This is a genomic window from Pseudomonas sp. NBRC 111131 (assembly GCF_001320525.1).
Classification (GTDB): Bacteria; Pseudomonadota; Gammaproteobacteria; order Pseudomonadales; family Pseudomonadaceae; genus Aquipseudomonas; species Aquipseudomonas ceruminis.
Window position 1 is genome coordinate 1 of the sequence record NZ_BCBH01000030.1, and the last position, 20,063, is coordinate 20,063.

General features: G+C 61.2%; 23 protein-coding genes. 15 read left to right on the forward strand and 8 right to left on the reverse strand.

Annotation, left to right across the window (positions count from 1 at the left end):
• Window positions 1-81: 81 nt before the first annotated feature.
• Window positions 82-1,281 carry a tyrosine--tRNA ligase gene (tyrS, locus tag APH34_RS22030; protein ID WP_054902909.1) on the reverse strand — a complete coding sequence of 400 codons (1,200 nt, stop codon included), beginning with the start codon at window positions 1,279-1,281 and terminating at the stop codon, window positions 82-84.
• Window positions 1,282-1,496: 215 nt separating this feature from the next.
• Between tyrS and APH34_RS22035 the strand changes: the two genes are divergently transcribed.
• Together APH34_RS22035 and APH34_RS22040 are read left to right on the forward strand one after the other, a co-directional pair.
• Window positions 1,497-2,915, forward strand: a complete 1,419-nt coding sequence (locus APH34_RS22035) for a peptidoglycan DD-metalloendopeptidase family protein (RefSeq protein ID WP_054902910.1) — start codon at window positions 1,497-1,499, stop codon at window positions 2,913-2,915.
• Between the two features lie 4 nt (window positions 2,916-2,919).
• Window positions 2,920-4,011, forward strand: coding sequence for an anhydro-N-acetylmuramic acid kinase (locus tag APH34_RS22040; protein ID WP_054902911.1), 1,092 nt, complete (start codon window positions 2,920-2,922; stop codon window positions 4,009-4,011).
• Window positions 4,012-4,070: 59 nt separating this feature from the next.
• Here the strand turns inward: APH34_RS22040 and erpA are convergent, their stop codons facing one another.
• Both erpA and argC read right to left on the reverse strand, forming a co-directional pair.
• Window positions 4,071-4,421 (reverse strand): iron-sulfur cluster insertion protein ErpA, encoded by a 351-nt coding sequence (gene erpA / locus APH34_RS22045; RefSeq protein WP_003255511.1) that lies wholly within the window; start codon window positions 4,419-4,421, stop codon window positions 4,071-4,073.
• Window positions 4,422-4,567: 146 nt separating this feature from the next.
• Window positions 4,568-5,602: an N-acetyl-gamma-glutamyl-phosphate reductase gene (argC, locus tag APH34_RS22050; RefSeq protein WP_054902912.1), complete on the reverse strand. Its 1,035-nt coding sequence runs from the start codon at window positions 5,600-5,602 to the stop codon at window positions 4,568-4,570.
• A gap of 141 nt (window positions 5,603-5,743) precedes the next feature.
• Here argC and hemJ point away from each other — a divergent pair, with 141 nt between their 5' ends.
• The 6 genes from hemJ to APH34_RS22080 all read left to right on the forward strand — a co-directional run bounded on the left by hemJ (window position 5,744) and on the right by APH34_RS22080 (window position 10,172).
• Window positions 5,744-6,169 carry a protoporphyrinogen oxidase HemJ gene (gene hemJ / locus APH34_RS22055; RefSeq protein WP_054902913.1) on the forward strand — a complete coding sequence of 142 codons (426 nt, stop codon included), beginning with the start codon at window positions 5,744-5,746 and terminating at the stop codon, window positions 6,167-6,169.
• A gap of 30 nt (window positions 6,170-6,199) precedes the next feature.
• Window positions 6,200-7,156, forward strand: coding sequence for a nitronate monooxygenase family protein (locus APH34_RS22060; protein WP_054902914.1), 957 nt, complete (start codon window positions 6,200-6,202; stop codon window positions 7,154-7,156).
• A 67-nt stretch (window positions 7,157-7,223) separates the two neighbouring features.
• Window positions 7,224-8,006 carry an SDR family oxidoreductase gene (locus APH34_RS22065; protein ID WP_054902915.1) on the forward strand — a complete coding sequence of 261 codons (783 nt, stop codon included), beginning with the start codon at window positions 7,224-7,226 and terminating at the stop codon, window positions 8,004-8,006.
• Window positions 8,007-8,069: 63 nt separating this feature from the next.
• Window positions 8,070-8,408 carry a histidine triad nucleotide-binding protein gene (locus APH34_RS22070; protein ID WP_003255518.1) on the forward strand — a complete coding sequence of 113 codons (339 nt, stop codon included), beginning with the start codon at window positions 8,070-8,072 and terminating at the stop codon, window positions 8,406-8,408.
• A 65-nt stretch (window positions 8,409-8,473) separates the two neighbouring features.
• The gene (gene coq7, locus APH34_RS22075) at window positions 8,474-9,121 is read left to right on the forward strand and encodes a 2-polyprenyl-3-methyl-6-methoxy-1,4-benzoquinone monooxygenase (protein WP_054902916.1); all 648 of its coding nucleotides are present in this window, start codon (window positions 8,474-8,476) and stop codon (window positions 9,119-9,121) included.
• 10 nt (window positions 9,122-9,131) lie between these two features.
• A complete protein-coding gene (locus tag APH34_RS22080; protein WP_054902917.1) occupies window positions 9,132-10,172 on the forward strand; it encodes a hypothetical protein in 1,041 nt (346 codons plus the stop codon).
• Between the two features lie 73 nt (window positions 10,173-10,245).
• Here the strand turns inward: APH34_RS22080 and APH34_RS22085 are convergent, their stop codons facing one another.
• Entirely contained in the window at window positions 10,246-10,668 is a 423-nt protein-coding gene (locus tag APH34_RS22085) for an OsmC family protein (protein WP_054902918.1), read from the reverse strand.
• A 190-nt stretch (window positions 10,669-10,858) separates the two neighbouring features.
• Here APH34_RS22085 and crp point away from each other — a divergent pair, with 190 nt between their 5' ends.
• On the forward strand, window positions 10,859-11,503 hold the full coding sequence (gene crp, locus APH34_RS22090) for a cAMP-activated global transcriptional regulator CRP (RefSeq protein ID WP_054902964.1): 645 nt from the start codon (window positions 10,859-10,861) through the stop codon (window positions 11,501-11,503).
• Here the strand turns inward: crp and APH34_RS22095 are convergent.
• The 4 genes from APH34_RS22095 to APH34_RS22110 all read right to left on the reverse strand — a co-directional run bounded on the left by APH34_RS22095 (window position 11,500) and on the right by APH34_RS22110 (window position 14,835).
• Window positions 11,500-12,204, reverse strand: coding sequence for a lipoate--protein ligase family protein (locus tag APH34_RS22095; protein WP_054902919.1), 705 nt, complete (start codon window positions 12,202-12,204; stop codon window positions 11,500-11,502). The genes crp and APH34_RS22095 overlap by 4 nt on opposite strands.
• A 148-nt stretch (window positions 12,205-12,352) precedes the next feature.
• Window positions 12,353-13,186, reverse strand: coding sequence for an indole-3-glycerol phosphate synthase TrpC (gene trpC, locus APH34_RS22100; RefSeq protein WP_054902920.1), 834 nt, complete (start codon window positions 13,184-13,186; stop codon window positions 12,353-12,355).
• Complete coding sequence (gene trpD, locus APH34_RS22105; protein WP_054902921.1) at window positions 13,183-14,232, reverse strand: anthranilate phosphoribosyltransferase; 1,050 nt, start codon at window positions 14,230-14,232, stop codon at window positions 13,183-13,185. The genes trpC and trpD overlap by 4 nt, the downstream gene beginning before the upstream one ends.
• 9 nt (window positions 14,233-14,241) lie before the next feature.
• Window positions 14,242-14,835 (reverse strand): aminodeoxychorismate/anthranilate synthase component II, encoded by a 594-nt coding sequence (locus APH34_RS22110; RefSeq protein WP_054902922.1) that lies wholly within the window; start codon window positions 14,833-14,835, stop codon window positions 14,242-14,244.
• 1,068 nt (window positions 14,836-15,903) lie between these two features.
• Between APH34_RS22110 and APH34_RS22120 the strand changes: the two genes are divergently transcribed.
• The 6 genes from APH34_RS22120 to APH34_RS22140 all read left to right on the forward strand — a co-directional run bounded on the left by APH34_RS22120 (window position 15,904) and on the right by APH34_RS22140 (window position 20,058).
• Window positions 15,904-16,872 (forward strand): DUF932 domain-containing protein, encoded by a 969-nt coding sequence (locus APH34_RS22120; protein ID WP_054902923.1) that lies wholly within the window; start codon window positions 15,904-15,906, stop codon window positions 16,870-16,872.
• Window positions 16,873-16,945: 73 nt separating this feature from the next.
• Window positions 16,946-17,950 (forward strand): YqaJ viral recombinase family protein, encoded by a 1,005-nt coding sequence (locus APH34_RS22125; protein WP_054902924.1) that lies wholly within the window; start codon window positions 16,946-16,948, stop codon window positions 17,948-17,950.
• Between the two features lie 87 nt (window positions 17,951-18,037).
• Window positions 18,038-18,988, forward strand: a complete 951-nt coding sequence (locus APH34_RS22130) for a hypothetical protein (protein WP_054902925.1) — start codon at window positions 18,038-18,040, stop codon at window positions 18,986-18,988.
• Window positions 18,960-19,457: a DNA repair protein RadC gene (gene radC / locus APH34_RS22135; RefSeq protein ID WP_054902926.1), complete on the forward strand. Its 498-nt coding sequence runs from the start codon at window positions 18,960-18,962 to the stop codon at window positions 19,455-19,457. Before APH34_RS22130 ends, radC begins: the two co-directional genes overlap by 29 nt.
• 10 nt (window positions 19,458-19,467) lie before the next feature.
• The gene (locus APH34_RS29640; protein WP_177337046.1) at window positions 19,468-19,632 is read left to right on the forward strand and encodes a hypothetical protein; all 165 of its coding nucleotides are present in this window, start codon (window positions 19,468-19,470) and stop codon (window positions 19,630-19,632) included.
• 123 nt (window positions 19,633-19,755) lie between these two features.
• Window positions 19,756-20,058, forward strand: coding sequence for a hypothetical protein (locus APH34_RS22140; RefSeq protein WP_054902965.1), 303 nt, complete (start codon window positions 19,756-19,758; stop codon window positions 20,056-20,058).
• Window positions 20,059-20,063: the final 5 nt, after the last annotated feature.

A 20,063-nucleotide genomic window follows, 5' to 3' on the forward strand; every position in this document is an offset into this window, starting at 1 on the left:
TAAACCTTAATAATGCTGCAAAACAAAGCGGGGAGGCCTTTCGGCCTCCCCGCTTCTATATATAGCTACAGCGCCAAGCGATCACTCAGCCTTGAGGGTGACTCGGGCAAACGCTTTCTTCCCCGCCTGGCACACGTGGGTGGCGCCGAGTGCAAACATGAAGTCGCGCCCAACCACCACGCCGTCGACCTTCACCGCACCACCATTGAGCAGGTCCCGCGCCATCGCCGAGTTCTTCACCAGGCCTGCACGGTTCAGTACAGCAGCGATCGGCAAGGCTTCGGCTGCAGCCACTTCGATCTCGGGCAGGTCTTCCGGCAACTCGCCCTCCTTCATGCGGTTACCCGCCGCACGGTGGGCATTGGCAGCAGCCTCTTCCCCATGGAAGCGCGCAACGATCTCTTCTGCCAGCTTGATCTTGATATCACGCGGGTTCGCGCCATTGGCGACATCGGCACGGAACTGGTCGATCTCGTCCATCGAACGGAAGCTCAGCAGCTCGAAGTAGCGCCACATCAGCGTGTCCGGAATCGATACCAGCTTGCTGTACATCACACCCGGGGCTTCCTGGATACCCACATAGTTGCCCAGCGACTTGGACATCTTCTTCACGCCGTCGAGCCCTTCAAGCAACGGCATGGTCACGATATTCTGCGCTTCCTGGCCGTAAGCACGCTGCAGCTCACGCCCCATCAACAGGTTGAACTTCTGATCGGTCCCCCCCAGCTCCACGTCAGCTTTCAGCGCCACCGAGTCGTACCCCTGCACCAACGGGTACAGGAACTCGTGGATGGCGATCGGCTGATTGGTGGTGTAACGCTTGTCGAAGTCATCACGCTCGAGCATGCGCGCCACGGTGTACTGCGACGCCAGGCGGATAAAGTCCGCCGGGGTCAGCGTATCCATCCAGGTTGAGTTGAAGGCGACTTCGGTCTTGGCCGGGTCGAGAATCTTGAACACCTGCTGCTTATAGGTCTCGGCGTTATCCAGGACCTGCTCACGGGTCAGCGGCGGACGCGTGGCGCTCTTGCCGCTCGGATCGCCAATCATCCCGGTGAAGTCACCAATCAGGAAAATGACCTGATGGCCCAGATCCTGGAACTGACGCAGCTTGTTGATCAGCACCGTGTGCCCCAGGTGCAGGTCGGGCGCGGTCGGATCGAAACCTGCCTTGATACGCAGAGGCTGGCCGCGCTTGAGCTTCTCAACCAGTTCCGACTCGACCAACACTTCTTCCGCACCGCGCTTGATAAGCGCCAGCTGCTCTTCAACCGACTTCATAGACAGACCCGCAAGGCTCAGATTCAAGGGGAGCCAACCATACAAGATCGGCCATCAAATACAAGTTTTGCAAAGGAATGTGACCTGACCACAGGTTTGCGGCGTCTACGCGCCCTTGCGTGAAAATGGATTTGGTTATATTTTATACAGTTATTTCATCTTCATCATGTCATTCATCTTTTCCATATTCACTTTTCTTCAAAGTCCCCTTACCTATGACCAACGAAACGCCTAAAGCGCCCCCGCTTTATCCGAAAAGCCATCTGTTGGCCGCCAGCGGCATTGCCGCGCTGCTCAGCCTGGCCCTGCTGGTATTTCCGTCCAGCGAAGTCGAAGCCAAGAAAACCACTCTCAGCCTGGAGCTCGAGAGCCCTGCCGAGCAGTTGAAGGACGAATCCAAGGCAGCACCGCTGGTACAGAGCGAAGCCGACCAGGGTTCTCCCTTCGCGCAGATCGAAGGCGCCGAATCACCCAACGAACAAACCGCTCAGCAAGCACCAGCGCCGGAGCAGCAGCCACAAGCCAAGGAACCTGGCCATCGCGAAGTCGTCGTCGCACGCGGCGATACCTTGTCGACGCTGTTCGCCAAAGTGGGGCTGCCGGCCAACGTAGTGCATGACCTGCTGGCCAGCAACAAGCAGGCCAAACAGTTCAGCCAGCTCAAGCACGGCCAGGTACTGCAGTTCGAACTGGACAAGGATGGCCAACTGGCGAGCCTGCACAGCAAGGTCAGCAACCTTGAGACCATCCGCCTGACCAAGTCCGCCAAGGGCTACACCTTCGATCGCGAAATCAGCAAGCCGCTGGTGCGCACCGCTTATGCACACGGGGTCATCAAGAGTTCGCTGTCGGCTTCAGCGCAGCGCGCGGGCCTGTCCCACAGCATGACCATGGACATGGCCAAGGTGCTTGGCTATGACATCGACTTCGCTCAGGACATTCGCCCGGGCGATGAATTCGACGTGGTGTACGAGCAGAAGGTCATGGACGGCAAGGTGGTCGGCACCGGCAACATCCTGTCCGCCCGCTTCACCAACCGTGGCAAAACCTACACGGCCGTGCGCTACACCAACAAGCAGGGCAATACCAGCTACTACACCGCTGATGGCAACAGCCTGCGCAAGGCATTCATCCGCACCCCCGTAGACTTCGCCCGTATCAGCTCGCGCTTTTCCGCTGGCCGCAAGCACCCGATTCTGAACAAGATCCGTGCACACAAGGGTGTCGACTACGCCGCCCCACGGGGCACCCCCATCAAGGCGGCCGGCGATGGACGCATCGAGCTGGCCGGGCGCCGGGGTGGCTACGGCAATACCGTCATCATCGCCCATGGCAACAGCTACAAGACCCTTTACGGGCACATGCAGGGCTTTGCCAAGGGCATCAAGACCGGCGGCAGCGTGAAGCAGGGCCAGATCATCGGCTACATCGGTACGACCGGGCTGTCCACTGGGCCGCACCTGCATTATGAGTTCCAGGTCAACGGCGTGCATGTCGACCCCCTGAGCCAGAAGGTGCCGATGGCAGACCCGATCGCCAAGGCAGAACGCCAGCGGTTCCTGCAGCAGAGCCAGCCACTGATCGCCCGCATGGATCAGGAAAAGGCCACCATGCTCGCAGCGAACAAGCGCTAAGCCCATGGCGCTCTACCTGGGGGTGATGTCCGGGACCAGCCTCGACGGCCTGGATATTGCCTTGATCGAACAAGGCGAGCAGCTTGAACTGCTCGCCACCCATTACCTGCCCATGCCCAGCGACCTGCGTCAGCAACTGCTTGCCCTGTGCAGCAGCGGCCCTGACGAGATCGCGCGTGCGGCGCTGGCAGAAAACCGCTGGGCCAGCCTGGCAGCCGAAGGGATCCGCCAACTGCTGGCCCGTCAGGGGCTGCAGGCCGATGCCATCCGCGCCATCGGCAGCCACGGCCAGACCATTCGCCACGAACCCGCACGCGGTTTTACCGTACAGATCGGCAACCCGGCGCTGCTCGCCGAGCTTACCGGCATCAGCGTGGTTGCCGACTTCCGCCGGCGCGATGTGGCTGCAGGAGGCCAAGGCGCACCGCTGGTACCGGCTTTCCACGAAACCCTGTTCGGTCACTTGGGCCAGCGCCTGGCAATCCTGAATGTGGGCGGCTTCAGCAACCTCAGCCTGATCGAGCAGGACAAGCCGGTCCACGGCTTCGACTGCGGCCCAGGTAACGTGCTGCTGGATGCCTGGATAGAGCGCAAGCGCGGCCAGGCCTACGATGCCGATGGTGCCTGGGCGGCTTCGGGCGTGGTGCAGCCGGGCTTGCTCAGTGCATTGCTGGCCGACCCGTTCTTTGCTGGCAGCGGCCCGAAGAGTACGGGCCGCGAGGTGTTCAACCTGGCTTGGCTGGACGGTCACCTGGCGGGCCAGCCCGCTTACCGGGACGAGGATGTACAGGCGACATTGCTGGAGCTTACCGCGCGCAGCATCATCGACTCGCTGAGCAATGCCCAGCAGGGCACAGAAGCGTTGCTGGTGTGCGGCGGTGGCGCACGTAACGGCGCCCTTATGGCCCGCCTTGGCCAACTGCTACCCAAGGCCCGTGTCGCCAGCACCGGCGCCCATGGCGTAGACCCTGACTGGGTCGAGGCCATGGCCTTTGCCTGGCTGGCGCATTGCTGCCTCGAAGGCATCAGCGCCAACCGCCCAAGCGTGACGGCGGCCAAGGGCCTGCGGGTACTGGGTGCAATCTACCCGGCATAACCGCTACACCGCAAAGCAAAACGCCGCGCAATTGCGCGGCGTTTTCGTATGGCCAGGCCTCAGATCGAGAACGAGGACCCGCAACCGCACGTAGTGGCAGCGTTTGGGTTCTTGATCACAAAGCGCGAGCCCTCCAGGCCTTCCTGATAGTCCACCTCGGCGCCAGCCAGATACTGGAAGCTCATCGGGTCGACCACCAGCGACACGCCTTCGCGCTCGACGATGGTGTCGTCTTCGGCCACATCCTCATCGAAAGTGAAGCCGTACTGGAAGCCCGAGCAGCCGCCACCGGTCACGAACACCCGCAGTTTCAGACGTTCATTGCCTTCCTCATTGACCAGGTTCTTCACTTTCTGGGCTGCCCCATGGGTGAATTCCAGACCGGTAGGGGTGAAGGTTTCGACGCTCATGTTGACTCTCCCGGCGCAGTTGCCGCCTTAAAACTCGATGACGCGCATTATCCGCTTTCCCGAGAAAATTGGTCAAGAATTGTGCGGCTTTAGTCGCGACTGACAAAATGGCCCGCGCAAGGCGGGCCATTTCGATCGCAGCTCGCTTACGGCAGCAAGCCCGCGTGGGACAGGCCCATACGCTCGTCCAGGCCGAACAGGATGTTCAGGTTCTGTACCGCCTGGCCAGAGGCGCCCTTCACCAGGTTGTCGATCACCGACAGCACCACCACGAGGTCGCCCCCCTGCGGGCGATGAACGGCAATGCGGCAGACGTTGGCGCCGCGCACGCTGCGGGTTTCCGGGTGGCTGCCAGCGGGCATCACATCGACGAACGGTTCGTCGGCGTAGCGCTTCTCGAACAGCGCCTGCAAGTCGACCGAGGTATCGACAACATTCGCGTACAGCGTGGCGTGGATACCACGGATCATCGGCGTCAGGTGCGGCACGAAGGTCAGGCCGATGTCCTTGCCAGCAGCCAGACGCAGGCCTTGGCTGATTTCAGGCAGGTGGCGGTGGCCCTTGACTGCATAAGCCTTCATGCTCTCGCCAGCCTCGCAGAACAGCGAACCCACTGCGGCTCCGCGGCCAGCACCACTGACCCCCGACTTGCAGTCGGCGATCAGCCGCGACGGGTCGGCCAGGCCCGCTTCGAGCAGTGGCAGGAAGCCCAGCTGCGCGGCAGTCGGGTAGCAGCCCGGCACCGCAATGAGGCGCGCCTGGCGGATTTTTTCGCGGTTGACCTCAGGCAGGCCGTAGACCGCATCCTTGAGCAGCTCAGGGGCACCGTGCGGTTGTCCATACCATTTGCCCCATTCGGCAGCGTCCTGCAGGCGGAAGTCCGCGGACAGGTCGATGACCTTGGTGCCTGCAGCCAGCAGTTCGCCGGCCAGGGCGTGGGCGACACCGTGCGGCGTGGCGAAGAACACGACGTCGCAGGCCGCCAGGGCCTTGCTGTCTGGCACGCTGAAAGCCAGGCCGTCGTAGTGGCCGCGCAGGTTCGGGTACATGTCGGCGACCGCAACGCCCGCCTCGGAACGCGAAGTGATGACTGCCACTTCGGCCTGTGGATGCTGTGCCAGCAGACGCAACAGTTCGACGCCGGTGTAACCCGTGCCGCCGACGATACCGACCTTGATCATAACGCTTGCCCCTTATCAACGAGCCGTCTGGAAAGCGCACGATGATAGGGGCGCAGGGCGCCTGTAACAACTCTCCGGGTGACCCTTCGGGTACTTGGCCACTACTATCTGACGACCGTGAATACCTGAAGGACTCTCTAGATGCTTTACCTATGGATCAAAGCGCTGCACATCGTCAGCGTGGTCTGCTGGTTCGCCGGCCTGTTCTACCTTCCCCGGCTTTTCGTCTACCACGCCCAAAGCCAGGACAGCCTGAGCCAGGAGCGCTTCGTGACAATGGAGCGCAAGTTGTATCGCGGCATCATGAACCCGGCGATGATCGCCACCTATGTGTTCGGCGCCTGGATGCTCTACCTCACCCCGGGCTGGTTGAGCCAGGGGTGGCTGCACGCCAAGCTCACGCTGGTGATCCTGCTCACCGGCTACCATCACATGTGCGGCGCCCAACGCAAACGCTTCGCCAACGGCGCCAACACTCGTAGCCACGTGTACTACCGCTGGTTCAACGAAGTACCGGTGCTGTTCCTGCTGGGCATCGTAATTCTGGTGGTGGTCAAACCGTTCTGACGTTAACCATTCTGCACTGGAGCCTCGCCCATGACGCTGCCCGCTTCGCTCGAACAACGCCTGCGCCTGCCCGTGATGGCCGCACCGATGTTCCTGATCTCCAATCCCCAGCTGGTCCTGGCCTGCTGTGGCAGCGGCGTGGTCGGCAGCTTTCCTGCGCTGAACCAACGTGACAGCGCAGGTTTCAAGGCCTGGCTCGAAGAGATCGAAGCGGGCCTGGCGCAGTTACAGGCGCCGGCCCCCTATGCCGTCAACCTGATCGTCCATCCTACCAACCCGCGCTTGCAGGCTGACCTGGCGCTGTGCGTCGAACACCGCGTGCCGATCGTCATCACCAGCCTGGGCGCGGTGAAGGAGGTCGTGGATGCTGTGCACAGCTATGGCGGGCTGGTGTTCCATGACGTGACCACCCGGCGCCATGCCGAAAAAGCCGCGCAGGCGGGCGTCGATGGCTTGATCGCCGTGGCGGCGGGCGCTGGCGGCCACGCCGGCACCTGGAGCCCGTTCGCTCTGGCGGCCGAAATCCGTCAGTTCTTCGACAAGACGCTGCTGCTGGCAGGTTGCATCAACCATGGCCATGAAATTCTTGCCGCCCAGGTGCTGGGAGCCGACCTGGCCTACATGGGTACGCGCTTCATCGCGACCGGCGAAAGCCATGCGCAGGAGGCCTACAAGCAAATGCTGCTTGACGCCCAGGCCGCCGACATCATCCACACGCCTGCGGTTTCCGGTATTCCTGCGAGCTTTTTGCGCGCCAGCCTGGAGCAAGCCGGTTATGACATGAACGCACTGCAAACCGGCCACGAACAAGGCAAGCTCAAACCCATCGATGATGAGGCCAAAGCCTGGAAAACCGTTTGGTCCGCAGGCCAAGGGGTGGGCGACATCCATGACCTGCCCGGCGCCGCACAGCTGATCGAACGCTTGCACAGCGAGTACCATGCAGCGCTGCAACACACCCAGGTATTGGGCGACAAGGCCCGGTAGCAAAAGGCAACACCTTGCCTGGCCAAGCTGTACACTAGGCGCCCTCTTCAGCCCCCAGGAGCCTTGCATGACCCGTTACGCCATGATCACCGGTGCTTCCAGTGGCCTGGGCCTGGCCCTGGCGGAAGCCCTGGCGCGGCGCGGGCGCAATTTGATTCTGGTGGCTCGCCACCGCGAAACCCTGGAGCCTGTGGCCATCGAGCTGACCCAGCGTTTCGGTGTCGAGGTGCTGTTGCGTGCCTGTGACCTCAGCCAGCCGCTACGCTTGTCCGGGTTCGTGCTTGAACTGGAAGAAGGCGAGCGGCGCATCGACCTGCTGGTCAATTGCGCCGGCCAGCGCACCTATGGTCCCTTCCTCGCCCACGAATGGGCAGACGAGCAGGACCTGCTAGAGGTCAACATCCTGGCGATGAGCCGCCTGTGCCATGCCATCGGCAACCTGATGGCGGTGCAGGGTGGCGGGCAGATCCTCAATGTCGCCGGGCTGGCCGCCGTGGCACCCGGCCCGTGGATGGCCACCTACGCCGCCAGCAAAGCCTATGTGATGAGCTTCACCGAAGCCCTGCGCGAAGAACTCAGACCCACCGGTATCAAGGTCTCGGTACTGTGCCCCGGCCCTGTGCGTTCAGCGCGCCGGCCTATCCCACGGCTCGAAGGCAATAGCCGCTGCCTGAGCCCCGAGGAAGTGGCGCTGTACACCGTGCGTGCCCTGGCCAAGAACCGCGCGCTGATCATGCCGGTGCGCCGTAACCGTTGGTTGGCTTTTGCCCCTCGTGTGCTGCCACGCTGGCTGGTGCGCAAACTTGCAGGTTTCATTCACCGCCGATACTGCCCGGTCGGCATGGAATAGCCACTGGGCGAGTGGCGCCTGGCTGAGTACACTCGGCTCGACCCTCACCATGGAGCAAGTGCTGTGGACGATCTATTCCTCAAAATCATCAACCGGGAAATACCGGCGGATATCATCTACGAAGATGACCAGATCCTGGCCTTCAAGGATATCGCCCCAGCGGCGCCAGTGCATTTTCTGGTCATCCCGAAAAAACACATTCGCACCCTCAACGACCTGACCGAAGAAGACAAGGCCCTGGCTGGCCATATCCTGTTCACCGCTCAGCGCCTGGCGGTCGAGCAAGGCTGCGAAGAAGGTTTCCGCGTGGTCATGAACTGCAACCCGAAAGGCGGCCAGACCGTCTACCACATCCACATGCATGTGCTCGGCCAGCGCCAGATGAACTGGCCACCGGGCTGACCCAAGGCAAGCCCCTTCCGGGCGATTGAGGTAAACTGTCGGGCATCACTCAGCGGAGGTGCCCGATGGCTACCGAACGTCACTACTCGCCGCTCGACCGCTTGTTGCTGCAGGCCGATACCGCCATGCGCACCTTGCTGCCCTTCAGCGGCCAACCGTCCCGCCCGTCCCCGGCCATCATCCAGCCGGACGCCGAACTCGATGACCACCAGACGCGTCACGTTGCCGGGCTCATGCGCATCAACCATACCGGCGAAGTCTGCGCCCAGGCGCTGTACCAGGGCCAGGCCCTGACCGCCAAGTTGCCCCAGGTGCGCAAAGCCATGGAACACGCCGCCGAAGAAGAAGTCGACCACCTCGCCTGGTGCGAACAGCGTATCCGCCAACTGGGTAGCCACCCGAGCGTGCTCAACCCATTGTTCTACGGCATGTCGTTCGGCATCGGCGCCCTTGCCGGGCTGGTCAGCGACAAAGTCAGCCTGGGCTTCGTCGCCGCGACCGAACATCAGGTGTGCAAGCACCTGGACGAGCACCTGGAACAAATCCCCCACGAAGACGAGAAGTCTCGCGCCATTCTCGAGCAAATGCGCGTGGATGAAGAGCAGCACGCCGAATCTGCACTCGAGGCTGGCGGCTATCGCTTCCCTGCACCAGTACGTTTCGGCATGAGCTTGCTGGCCAAGGTCATGACCAAGAGCACTTACCGCATCTAAGGGCACGCCCATGACGGACCGTATCGACGCCAAGGACCTGGCGCGCGCCGTGCAAGCCGGCATTCTCCAGCCGGGCCAGGACCAGGCCTTGCTGGCGTTCCTGCACAAGCAGCCGCCAGCACGTGGCAACTTCCAGCTGGCACACGTCGCATTCTACTTCGGCGCCCTGTTGATCATGGCGGCGATGGGCTGGTTGCTGACCGAGGCCTGGATGCGCATCGGGGACGGCGCACTACTGTTCATCGCGCTGCTGTACATCGGCCTGCTGACGCTGTTCGCCCTCACCCTGCAAAAGCGTCGGCAACCTGTCGCCGCTGGCGTGCTGGCAGCGGTTGCAGTGAGCATCGTACCGTTGGCGGTGTTCGCCATCGAACGCCTGTCCGGTTGGTGGCCGCTTGACGATGTGCAAACGGACTATCACCAGTACTACACCTATGTGCAGGGCGGCTGGCTGGTGATGGAAGCCGCAACGGTGCTGGCCGGGCTGCTGATGCTGCGCTTGATCCCCTACCCGTTCATCGTCATGCCAATTGCTGTAGCGCTGTGGTTCATGTCCATGGACCTCAGCGAATGGGTGTATGGCTCGCCGTTCAGTTGGGAGCAGCGACGTACCGTTTCGCTGTGGTTCGGCCTCGGCCTGCTGCTGGTGTTTCTGCTGGTGGATGGCCGTACCCGTGAGGATTACGCTTACTGGGGCTACCTGGCTGGGTTGGCAGCGTTCTGGGGCGGGCTGACGATGATGGAAAGCGACAGTGAGCTGGGCAAGGCGCTGTATTGCCTGATCAACCTTGGGCTGATGGCACTGGCGGTGCTGCTGCGCCGGCCGGTATTCATGGTGTTTGGGGCACTGGGGGTGGCGGCTTACCTGGGGTACCTGTCCTACGAGGTGTTTGCCGATTCGCTGCTGTTCCCGGTGGTGGTGACGCTGATCGGGCTGGGGGTAATCGGCCTGGGGCTGGGGTATCAGAAGCGCCGGGAGCATTTGAGCCAGTCATTGCGACGTTGCGTCCCACGCTGGTTGGTGGTCGCTCTCCCGGCACTGCGCAACTGAAGACCGCGCAGACCGCTTTGCCCCCCCAGCGCCGGCTAGCCGATGGGCTGCGCAGCAGCCCATGCTCTGGGGTTCAACCCAGCTCTATGATCTCGTAGCCGTGAGTGATTTCGACTCCGGCACGCTCCAGCATGATCGACGCCGAGCAATACTTCTCGGCCGACAGCTCGACCGCCCGCTTGACCTGCGCCTCTTTCAGCCCACGGCCTTTGACCACGAAATTCATGTGGATCTTGGTGAACACTTTCGGGTCTTCACTGGCGCGCTCGGCCTCCAGGAAGGCTTCACAGCTTTCCACCGCCTGGCGCGATTTCTTCAGGATGCTCACCACATCAAAACTGCTGCAGCCACCGAGGCCGAGCAGGAGCATTTCCATCGGGCGCACGCCCAGGTTGCGGCCACCGGCCTCGGGCGGGCCATCCATGACAACCACGTGGCCACTCCCCGATTCGCCGAGAAACATCGCTTCACCGGCCCACTGGATGCGTGCCTTCATCTGTCCGTACTCCTGGAATTCGCAAAAGGTTGTCAGCTTAAGCCTTGAATGGCTGTCGGAAAAGCTCAATGCGAGGCGCATTTGTGCCGAAACATCCTGCAGTGTCTGATAAGCTGGCGCCAATTGACTGGCGCCCCACGTCAGCCAACGCTAACAAGAGCCTATGCGTCGCATCGAACAGGATTTCGTGATGGTTGTCTCAGCCCTACCCGCCAAGATCAAGAACATCGACAAGCTGCTGGTGCACTGCCAGCGCCGCCGCTACACCGCCAAGAGCAACATCATCTGCGCCGGTGACCGGGCCGAAACGCTGTCGTTCATCGTCAAGGGTTCAGTCACCATCATCATCGAAGACGACGAAGGCCATGAGATGATCATCGCCTACCTCAACAGCGGCGACTTCTTCGGCGAATTGGGCTTGTTCGAACCTGCCGGCAGCGATCAGCAACGCAGCGCCTGGGTCCGCGCCAAGACCGAGTGCGAAGTGGCGGAGATCAGCTACGACAAGTTTCGCGACCTGGCCCGCCAAGACCCGGACATTCTCTACGCCCTCGGCAGCCAAATGGCCCAACGCCTGCGCAATACCACGCGCAAGGTGGGCGACCTGGCATTCTTCGACGTCACCGGCCGAGTTGCCCGCTGCCTGCTTGACCTGTGCAAGCAGCCGGACGCCATGACCCACCCAGACGGCATGCAGATCAAGATCACCCGCCAAGAAATAGGACGTATCGTCGGATGCTCACGGGAAATGGTCGGCCGCGTTCTCAAAGACCTTGAAGAACGCAGCCTGGTGCAAGTCAAAGGCAAGACCATGGTGGTCTACGGTACCCGTTAATCCTTAGGCAGGGCTGCCAGTACCTGCCTGTAGGCCTGCGACAACCGTTCGAACCAGGGCGCTTCGGGCGCCACCTCGTGCAAAGCGATATGGCTATCGGCGCGGCAACGCTGCTCCAGTTCGCAACACTCATTGAAGCGATTGACCGCCGCAACCATCGATTCGCGTTCGTTGTCCAGCAATAGCGCGCCATGCACCAGCACCACTGGGCGCTTGCCGCCTAGCCCCTGGCGCCAACGCTGGGCCGTGCCGACCAGCTTACGCCCGTTGAGGTTGACGTTATAGCGGCCATCGCAGAAGGCACCGTCAATTTCGCCTACCGACGCCACGCCGCCCCATTCGCGCAACACATCGCACAGAGGCAGGCACAGGCGCTCATAGGCGTTTTCGATACGCCCGTGGTCGCCTTCGCTGCGCGGTGCCACATACACCAGCGCCACGTTCACCGTTGCATGCGACTGCGGTACGGGCTCGCCGCCAGTTTCACGCAACAGCACCGGCCAGCCGGCAATCGCCAGTTCCGAGCAGGCAGCTTCGAAATTGTCCAGTCGGCTCATGCGGCGCGGCATGACCAAGGCGTGATCGGTGGGGCGCCAAAACAGCACGCCAGATTCACGTTCACCGCGGCACACCGCTGCCAGCAGGTCCTGTTCGGCATGCAGGCCTTGTTCGACGGTCAGGGCCAGGGGTTGATCGGTCATTGATCCACCTTTTAGTGTTGGTTTCTCTGGCCCCTTCGCGGGTCAACCCGCTACCACAGGTTATGCCGCTGCCCTCAAGGCGTGTGCATCACCTGGGAAAGACCGGAGCAGGCACAAAAAAAAGCCGGCATAAGCCGGCTTCGTTCGATCAGTCCAGTTGCTGAACAGTCTTCTTCACCTGATCGGGGAAAAACAACCGCTGCAGTTCAAGCCCTGGCTGCTCGGCACGCATGAATGCCTCACCTACCAGGAACGAGTAGACATCGTTGATCGCCATCAGCTCGACATCGGCGCGGTTGAGAATGCCGCTCTCGGTGATGGCCAGGCGATCCCGCGGGATGCGCGGCAGCAGATCGAGCGTGGTCTCCAGGCTGACCTCGAAGGTGTGCAGGTTGCGGTTGTTCACCCCCACCAGCGGCGTATCGAGTGTGTTCAATGCACGTTCCAGCTCATCGCCATCGTGCACTTCGACCAGCACATCAAGGCCAACATCCTTGGCGGTGGCGGCCAGCTCGGCCATCTTCACGTCATCCAGCGCCGACACAATCAACAATACACAGTCGGCACCCAAGGCGCGCGCCTCGACGATCTGGTACGGGTCGACCATGAAGTCCTTGCGGATCACCGGCAGCGAAACCGCAGCACGCGCCTGCTGCAGGTACTCATCGGCACCTTGGAAGTAGTCCACGTCGGTGAGCACCGACAGGCAGGTCGCCCCGCCCTTCTCGTAGCTGACGGCGATGTCCGCCGGTACGAAGTGCTCGCGAATCACGCCTTTGCTCGGCGAGGCCTTCTTGATTTCAGCGATCACCGCTGGCTGCTTGCGTTTTGCCTGATCGATAAGGGCATTGGCAAAACCCCGCGGCGCTTCGGCAAGCTTGGCCAAGCGCTCCAGTTCAGCAAGGCTGACGCGCGCGCTGCGCTCGGCCACTTCCTGGAACTTGCGAGCAATGATCCTTTCCAGCACCGTCGGCACACTCATGCTTCGTTCTCCACCTTGAATACCGCTGTAAAGGCACCCAGTTCCTGCAGCTTTTCCCAAGCCAGCCCGGTGTGCAGCACATCGTGGGCCAGTTCCACACCGCTCTTCAGGCTCATGGCGTGGTCAGCGGCATACAGTGCTGCGCCGGCGTTGAGCACGATCATCTCGGCGGCCTTCTGACCGTTTTCAGTCTTGCGCCGGCCCAGTGCATCGCGAATCAGCTCAAGCGAAGCCTGCGGGCTCTCGACAGCAAGGCCGTGCAGGCTTTGGCTTTTCATCCCGAGGTCTTCCGGCTCGACCCAGTATTCACGGATCTCGCCGTTTTTCAGTTCGGCTACGAAGGTTGGCGCCGCCAGGCTGAACTCGTCCAGCCCGTCCTTGGAGTGCACCACCAGCACATGCTTGCTGCCCAGGCGCTGCAACACCTCGGCCAGGGGACGGCACAGGGCCTGGCTGAACACACCGACCACCTGGTGTTTCACGCCGGCCGGATTCGTAAGCGGGCCGAGCATGTTGAACAGCGTGCGCAGCCCCAGGTCGCGACGCGGGCCGGCGGCATGCTTCATGGCGGAGTGATGGCTCTGGGCGAACATGAAACCGATGCCGAGGCTGTCGATGCAGCGCGCTACCTGAATCGGGGTCAGGTTCAGGTAGATGCCGGCGGCTTCCAGCAAGTCGGCACTGCCGCTCTTGCCCGAGACCGCGCGGTTACCGTGCTTGGCCACGGTGCAACCCGCCGCCGCCAGAACGAACGACGACGCGGTGGACACATTGAAGATGTTGGCGCCATCACCGCCGGTACCGACGATATCGACCACGCCATCAAGGCTTTTCAGTTCGACCTTGTCGGCCAGCTCACGCATCACCGACACCGCGCCAACAATCTCGTCGATGCTCTCGCTTTTCATGCGCATCCCCATCAGGAAGGCACCGATCTGCGCCTCGCTGCACTGGCCGGTCATGATCTGGCGCATGACGTCGCGCATTTCTTCGGTCGAAAGGTCCAGCTGGCCGACGATACGGCTCAACGCGCTCTTGATATCCATGTGCAATCCTTAGCGGCGGCCGCCGGTCTGTTTGAGGAAGTTGGCGAACAGCTCGTGGCCCTGCTCGGTCAGGATGGACTCGGGGTGGAACTGCACCCCTTCGATGTTCAGCGTCTTGTGGCGCACACCCATGATCTCGTCGACCGAACCATCGTCATGGGCGGTCCAGGCGGTCACTTCCAGGCAATCTGGCAGGGTTTCGCGCTTGACTACCAAGGAGTGGTAGCGGGTGACGGTCAGCGGGTTGTTGAGGCCGGCGAATACACCCAGGTCACGGTGATGCACCGGGCTGGTCTTGCCATGCATGACCTGACGGGCACGCACCACATCGCCGCCAAAGGCCTGGCCGATGGACTGGTGGCCCAGGCATACGCCAAGAATGGGCAGTTTGCCAGCGAAATGCAGGATGGCTTCGATGGATACACCGGCCTCGCTTGGCGTGCATGGCCCGGGGGAGACCACGATACGCTCGGGGCTGAGGGCTTCGATCTGGGCAATGGTCATTTCGTCGTTGCGAATGACCTTGACCTCGGCGCCCAACTCGCCAAGGTACTGAACAACGTTGTAAGTGAATGAGTCGTAATTGTCGATCATCAGCAGCATTTTAAGCTTAACCTCTTGGTTTTACTGCCTTTCTATAAATTCACTCCGCCTTGATACCCGCATATGTACCCGCTTTTTCTGTTACTGGACAGGGTCGGGGTCAGGCCATCAGCCAAGGGAAACAGGAGCGAACAAGGACGAACCGGCTATGCCGGCAGGAGAAAGTCAGCCGCGCCAGCGCCAACGAGCGAGGGCTTTGATGACGCGCATCAGGAGGGCACTACTGGTGTTCACGGAGATATCTCGCGTTGCTATCCGGGCACAGTAGCCGACCGCGCAGTTCGATGCAATAACACTGTACCGATCACCACTTGTGGAGGCCACTCTGCTTCACAGTAAAGTTCAGCTTGCCCTCACCCCACCTTCTTACCCAGCCACCAAGAACCAATCTCGACAAATAAGTCACAAATCGTCCAATTGGTCACAAAAAGAACAGACACCCAAACGCTTCGGACTATTGCTCATCCCATATCTCCTTTAAGGCGTCAGCCAGCCTTCCGGATATTCCTCAGAAATCGATTCAAAAAAAATTCAGACCTTTATTACTCATGTGAGCACGGGCAGATAGTGCCCGCACTCCCTTGACGTCAAGTTACCCAGGAGTCTGAACAAATGACTATTTGCTGTCCTTCTTGCGGTTCTCTGCGCATTGTCGCGCGTAATCATGCTCGCAAACTCGGCGGAGTAGTTGGTGCTGTTGGTGGAACAGCCAGCGGCGCCGCTGGCGCTTTGTCGGGCGCTCAAAGCGGCGCAGCCCTGGGAGCAATCGCAGGGCCGATTGGAATTACCTTGGGCGGCCTTGCTGGAGCGATCCTGGGAGGCCTGGCGGGCGGCACCGCCGGCAGCCTGGCTGGGGCGCGAATGGGCGAAGAAATAGACTCTCGCGTGCTCGACAACTTCGAGTGCCAGCACTGTGGCCTGGCCTTCTCCCAAAACGATTACTGATCCAACACACCCCAGCTGCACCGCCTAACCCCTCCCCTATCGAATATTTGAACGGCATAAAGCCTGGCCCATAGCGGGCCAGGCTTTATGCCGTCTGTCGCTTGTACCGACAAGGAGTTTCCAATGGCACATCTCATCGAAACCATGGCTTACGCTGGCGCCACCCCGTGGCACGGCCTGGGCAACCAACTCACGCAGAAGCAGCCCATTGAAGTCTGGCAACACGAAGCCGGGATGGACTGGCAGATTCTGGAAAGCCCCGTGCACTTCAAGTCGGATTCTGTCGGCCACCTGGGCGCGATCCATTCCTTCCCCGAACAAAAGGTGCTGTTCCGTTCGGACACTAAGGCACCACTGTCGGTGGTCTCGCAGCGTTACCACACCGTGCAGCCGCGTGAGGTGCTGGAGTTCTACCGGGATCTGACCGAGGTCTCTGGCTACGAGCTGGAAACAGCTGGCATGCTCAAAGGTGGCCGCAAGTTCTGGGCGCTGGCGCGTACCGGACAAGGGGCTGCACTCAGGGGTAATGACCAGGTGAACGGCTACCTGCTGCTGGCCACCTCCTGCGACGGCACTCTGGCTACCACAGCCACCCCAACCACTGTGCGCGTAGTGTGCAACAACACCCTGACCATCGCCCTGGACGGCACCAGCAGGGCGATCAAGGTGCCGCACAACACCCGCTTCGATCCGAAAGCAGTGAAGAAGCAACTCGGCATCGCCGTCTCGCAATGGGACGACTTCATGTACCGCATGCGCGCGCTGGCCGAGCGCAAGGTGCAGTGGCATGAGGCACTGGGCTTCTTCATGAACGTGATGTGCGAGACCAGTCCGACCGGCGCGCTGCCGGAGCAACTGCCCAACGAGCGCGCTCTGCGCAAGGTGCAGGAGCTTTACGAAGGCCGTGGTCGCGGTAGCCAGCTGGACTCGGCACGCGGCACCGCCTGGGGTCTGCTCAACGCCGTGACCGAGTACGTCGACCACGAACGTCGGGCGCGCAGCAACGAGTACCGCATGGACTCGGCCTGGTTCGGCCAGGGCGCTCAGATCAAGCAGCGCGCCCTGGATGCTGCACTACAACTCGCCGCTTAACCCTCAATCACCAACTCTCGCGCCCGGTCAGCCTTGTGCTGATCGGGCGTTTTTATGCCTGCAGGTGAACACCATGAAAGCAACGTCATTGAACGGCAGCACCAGCAAGAAATGCCCAGCCCTACGCCTGGTCAGTACCAAGGAGTTGCCGCGCGAGGACTGGCTGCAAATCCGCAAGCAAGGCATCGGCAGTTCGGATGCAGCCTCTGCGGTGGGACTGAATCCATACAAGTCGCAGCTGGAACTGTGGTTGGAGAAGACCGGTCGCGATTCCGGCCTGCCCAAGTCCGATCCTCATGATGAGGAAAGCCCGATGTACTGGGGCAACGTGTTGGAGCCCATCGTGGCCTGGCATTACAGCAAACGCACCAAGAACAAGGTACGACGCGTCAACGCCGTGCTGCAGCATCCTGATCCGGAGTTGCCCTGGATGCTGGCCAACATCGACCGCGAGGTGATCGGGGCCGACGATGTGCAGATCCTCGAATGTAAGACCTCCGGCATAAACGGCGCACGCCTCTGGAAGGAGGGCGTGCCGGAGTATGTGCAACTTCAAGTGATGCACCAGCTCGCTGTCACCGGCAAGCAGGCAGCGGATGTCGCCGTGCTGCTCGGGGGCCAGACGCTGGAGATTCATCGCATCGAGCGGGACGAGCAGATGATCGCTCGCTTGATCGATCTGGAGCATCAGTTCTGGCACTACGTCGAGACGGATACTCCGCCGCCGGCTGATGGCACGGCTTCCGCTGAGTTGGCCCTGCGCTGCCTCTACCCGGAGGACAACGGCCAGGTCGTCGACTTCAGCAGCCATGCCGGACTGAGCGCTGCCTTCATCGAGCTCAAGGCCCTGCGCCAGTCGATTGCCGACAAGGAAAAGCGCGAAGCCGAGCTCAAGCAGATGCTGCAGCAGGCCATGGGCGATGCCAGTCGGGCGGAGTTCTCCAGCGGCTACGTCAGCTGGCGTAAGGCCAAGGACAGCATCGGTCTCGATGTCTCTCAACTGCTCCAGGACAAGCCCTACCTGCAGGCCAAGTATCCGCTGACGAAACCAGGTGCGCGGCGCTTCCTGGTCGGCTGATTTTCACTTCCCTCATTTCCTTCCCCTTGGCCAGTCCATGCAGTTCGCGCTGCGTGGCTGGCCTTTTTCATTTCCAGGAGAGCCATCATGCTCAAAGGTTTAGCAATCACCCCGCCGGTGCTCGGGCGGATTTCCATCGGCAAGGTCATCGAGAAGAATGGCAAGCGTCTGCCGGAGAAGGATGACCAGTTCACTATCACTTCTCAGGTGCAGGGCAAGGAAGGCTGGCTGCTGCATCCGCTCAATGATGAGCTGCGCAAAGGCCAGGACGACAAGCTGCGCAACATCCCAGTGCGCCTGCTGTTCAACGAACCGGAGCTGAACTTCCGCGCCGACTACACGCTGTTCGATCGCCAGTCCGGACGGCCGCTGTGCGTCGGCAATGGCGAGACTTGCAAGCGCGTCACTCAGGACGGCATGCAGTCGCTGCCCTGCCCTTCGCCGGATGCCTGCTCATTGGCCAAAGGCAATGCCTGCAGGCCCTACGGTCGACTGAACGTGGTCATTGGCGATGACGATCCGCTGGGTAGCTTCGTGTTCCGTACCACCGGTTTCAACAGCATCCGCACCCTGGCGGCTCGTCTGCATTACTTCCAGGCCATATCGGGCAACCGTCTGGCGTGTCTGCCGTTGGAACTGCGCCTGCGTGGTAAGTCCACCCGGCAAAGCCATGGCACGCCGATCTTCTACGTCGACCTGACGGTGCGCGGCGGTATGGACATTGCGGAAGTACTGCTGGCGGCCAATGAGCTCGATACGCAGCGGCAAGCAGCCGGCTTCGATCAGGCCGCCTTGGATAAAGCCGCGCAGCGTGGCTTTGGCAATGGCGCCTTCGAGGACAGCGAAGAAGACGCTGGCGCCATCGCCGAGGAGTTTTACCTCACGGAGGAAACCCCATCTCCAGCCACCAACATTTCTCAGCGCTTGGCGAAAACCAGCCTGGCCGAGAAGCTGGACGCACAAGCCCTGCGCCACACCCCACCGACCGATAACCATCAAGGAGTCCAGCATGCGTCTGCACAAGCTGAAGGCCAGTGAACCGACCGGCACCTACCTGGTCGAGTCGCCGGTCACCGAAACCGACATCCTGCTGATGGCCCGGCAGTTGGCGAATCTGCGTCTGCGCCGGGGGCGAGCACTGACTTCACCAAAAGAGGTGTTCAGCCACCTACAGGCGCTACTGGCCAGCTATGAGCATGAAGTGTTCGCTTTGCTCATGCTCGACAGCCGGCACCGGGTGCTTGCCTTTCAGGAGCTGTTTCGCGGCACCCTCGATGGAGCAAGTGTTTACCCCAGGGAAGTCGTGAAGATCGCCCTGGAATACAACGCTGCCGCCATGATCCTGGTACACAACCACCCATCAGGAGACCCCGAACCCAGCCAGGCAGATCGTATGCTCACCACGAAACTGCAGGAGGCGCTAAACCTGGTAGGCGTGTGCACACTCGACCATATCGTAGTGGGCCAAGAAGGCTGTGTGTCACTAGCAGAACTGGGTTACCTGTGAGGAGTCTGGCATGAAGCTATTACTTCGCACATTTGCAGCAGTGTTCGTATTTGTCGGCATCCTCGCAGGCTGTCTGGCAATGTTGCTGCTGGTGATTCTGATGGTGCGCTTTCCACCGCTGCTAATTGCCTTGGTGCTGGCATGCTGGATCTTGAGTCGGCTACAAAGGAGCTAATGCGATAGGCCAATGTTCAGGGAGAGCCGCTTGCCAGCGGCTCTCCCTGAACAGATCCTTGGATGTTCTTTTTTTGCCAGTCAGGCAGAATCCACCGCCCATTTGAACTACAGCCCAGCACTGATGAAACTGCTCAACACCTACGACGACCGTGATGAAGCCGAAGCCGCTGCAGAAAAGCTCAGCGGGGAAAAGCGCCTTGCCAGCGAACGCGACGCCACCGTGGTCATCTACAACCTGTTTGGCATTCCCAGCTGGGGCAACTTTCATCGCCTTGGCATGTACAACCTGGGCGAGCTGAAAAGCCTGTTGGATACCCGCAGCTCCTGGGAGCCCAACGACCACGCAAGGCACGCAGAGATCCTCGCCACACTGAAAACTGTCGCCAAGAACTACGCCATCGAAATCCCGGCTCACTGGCTGTAGCAGCG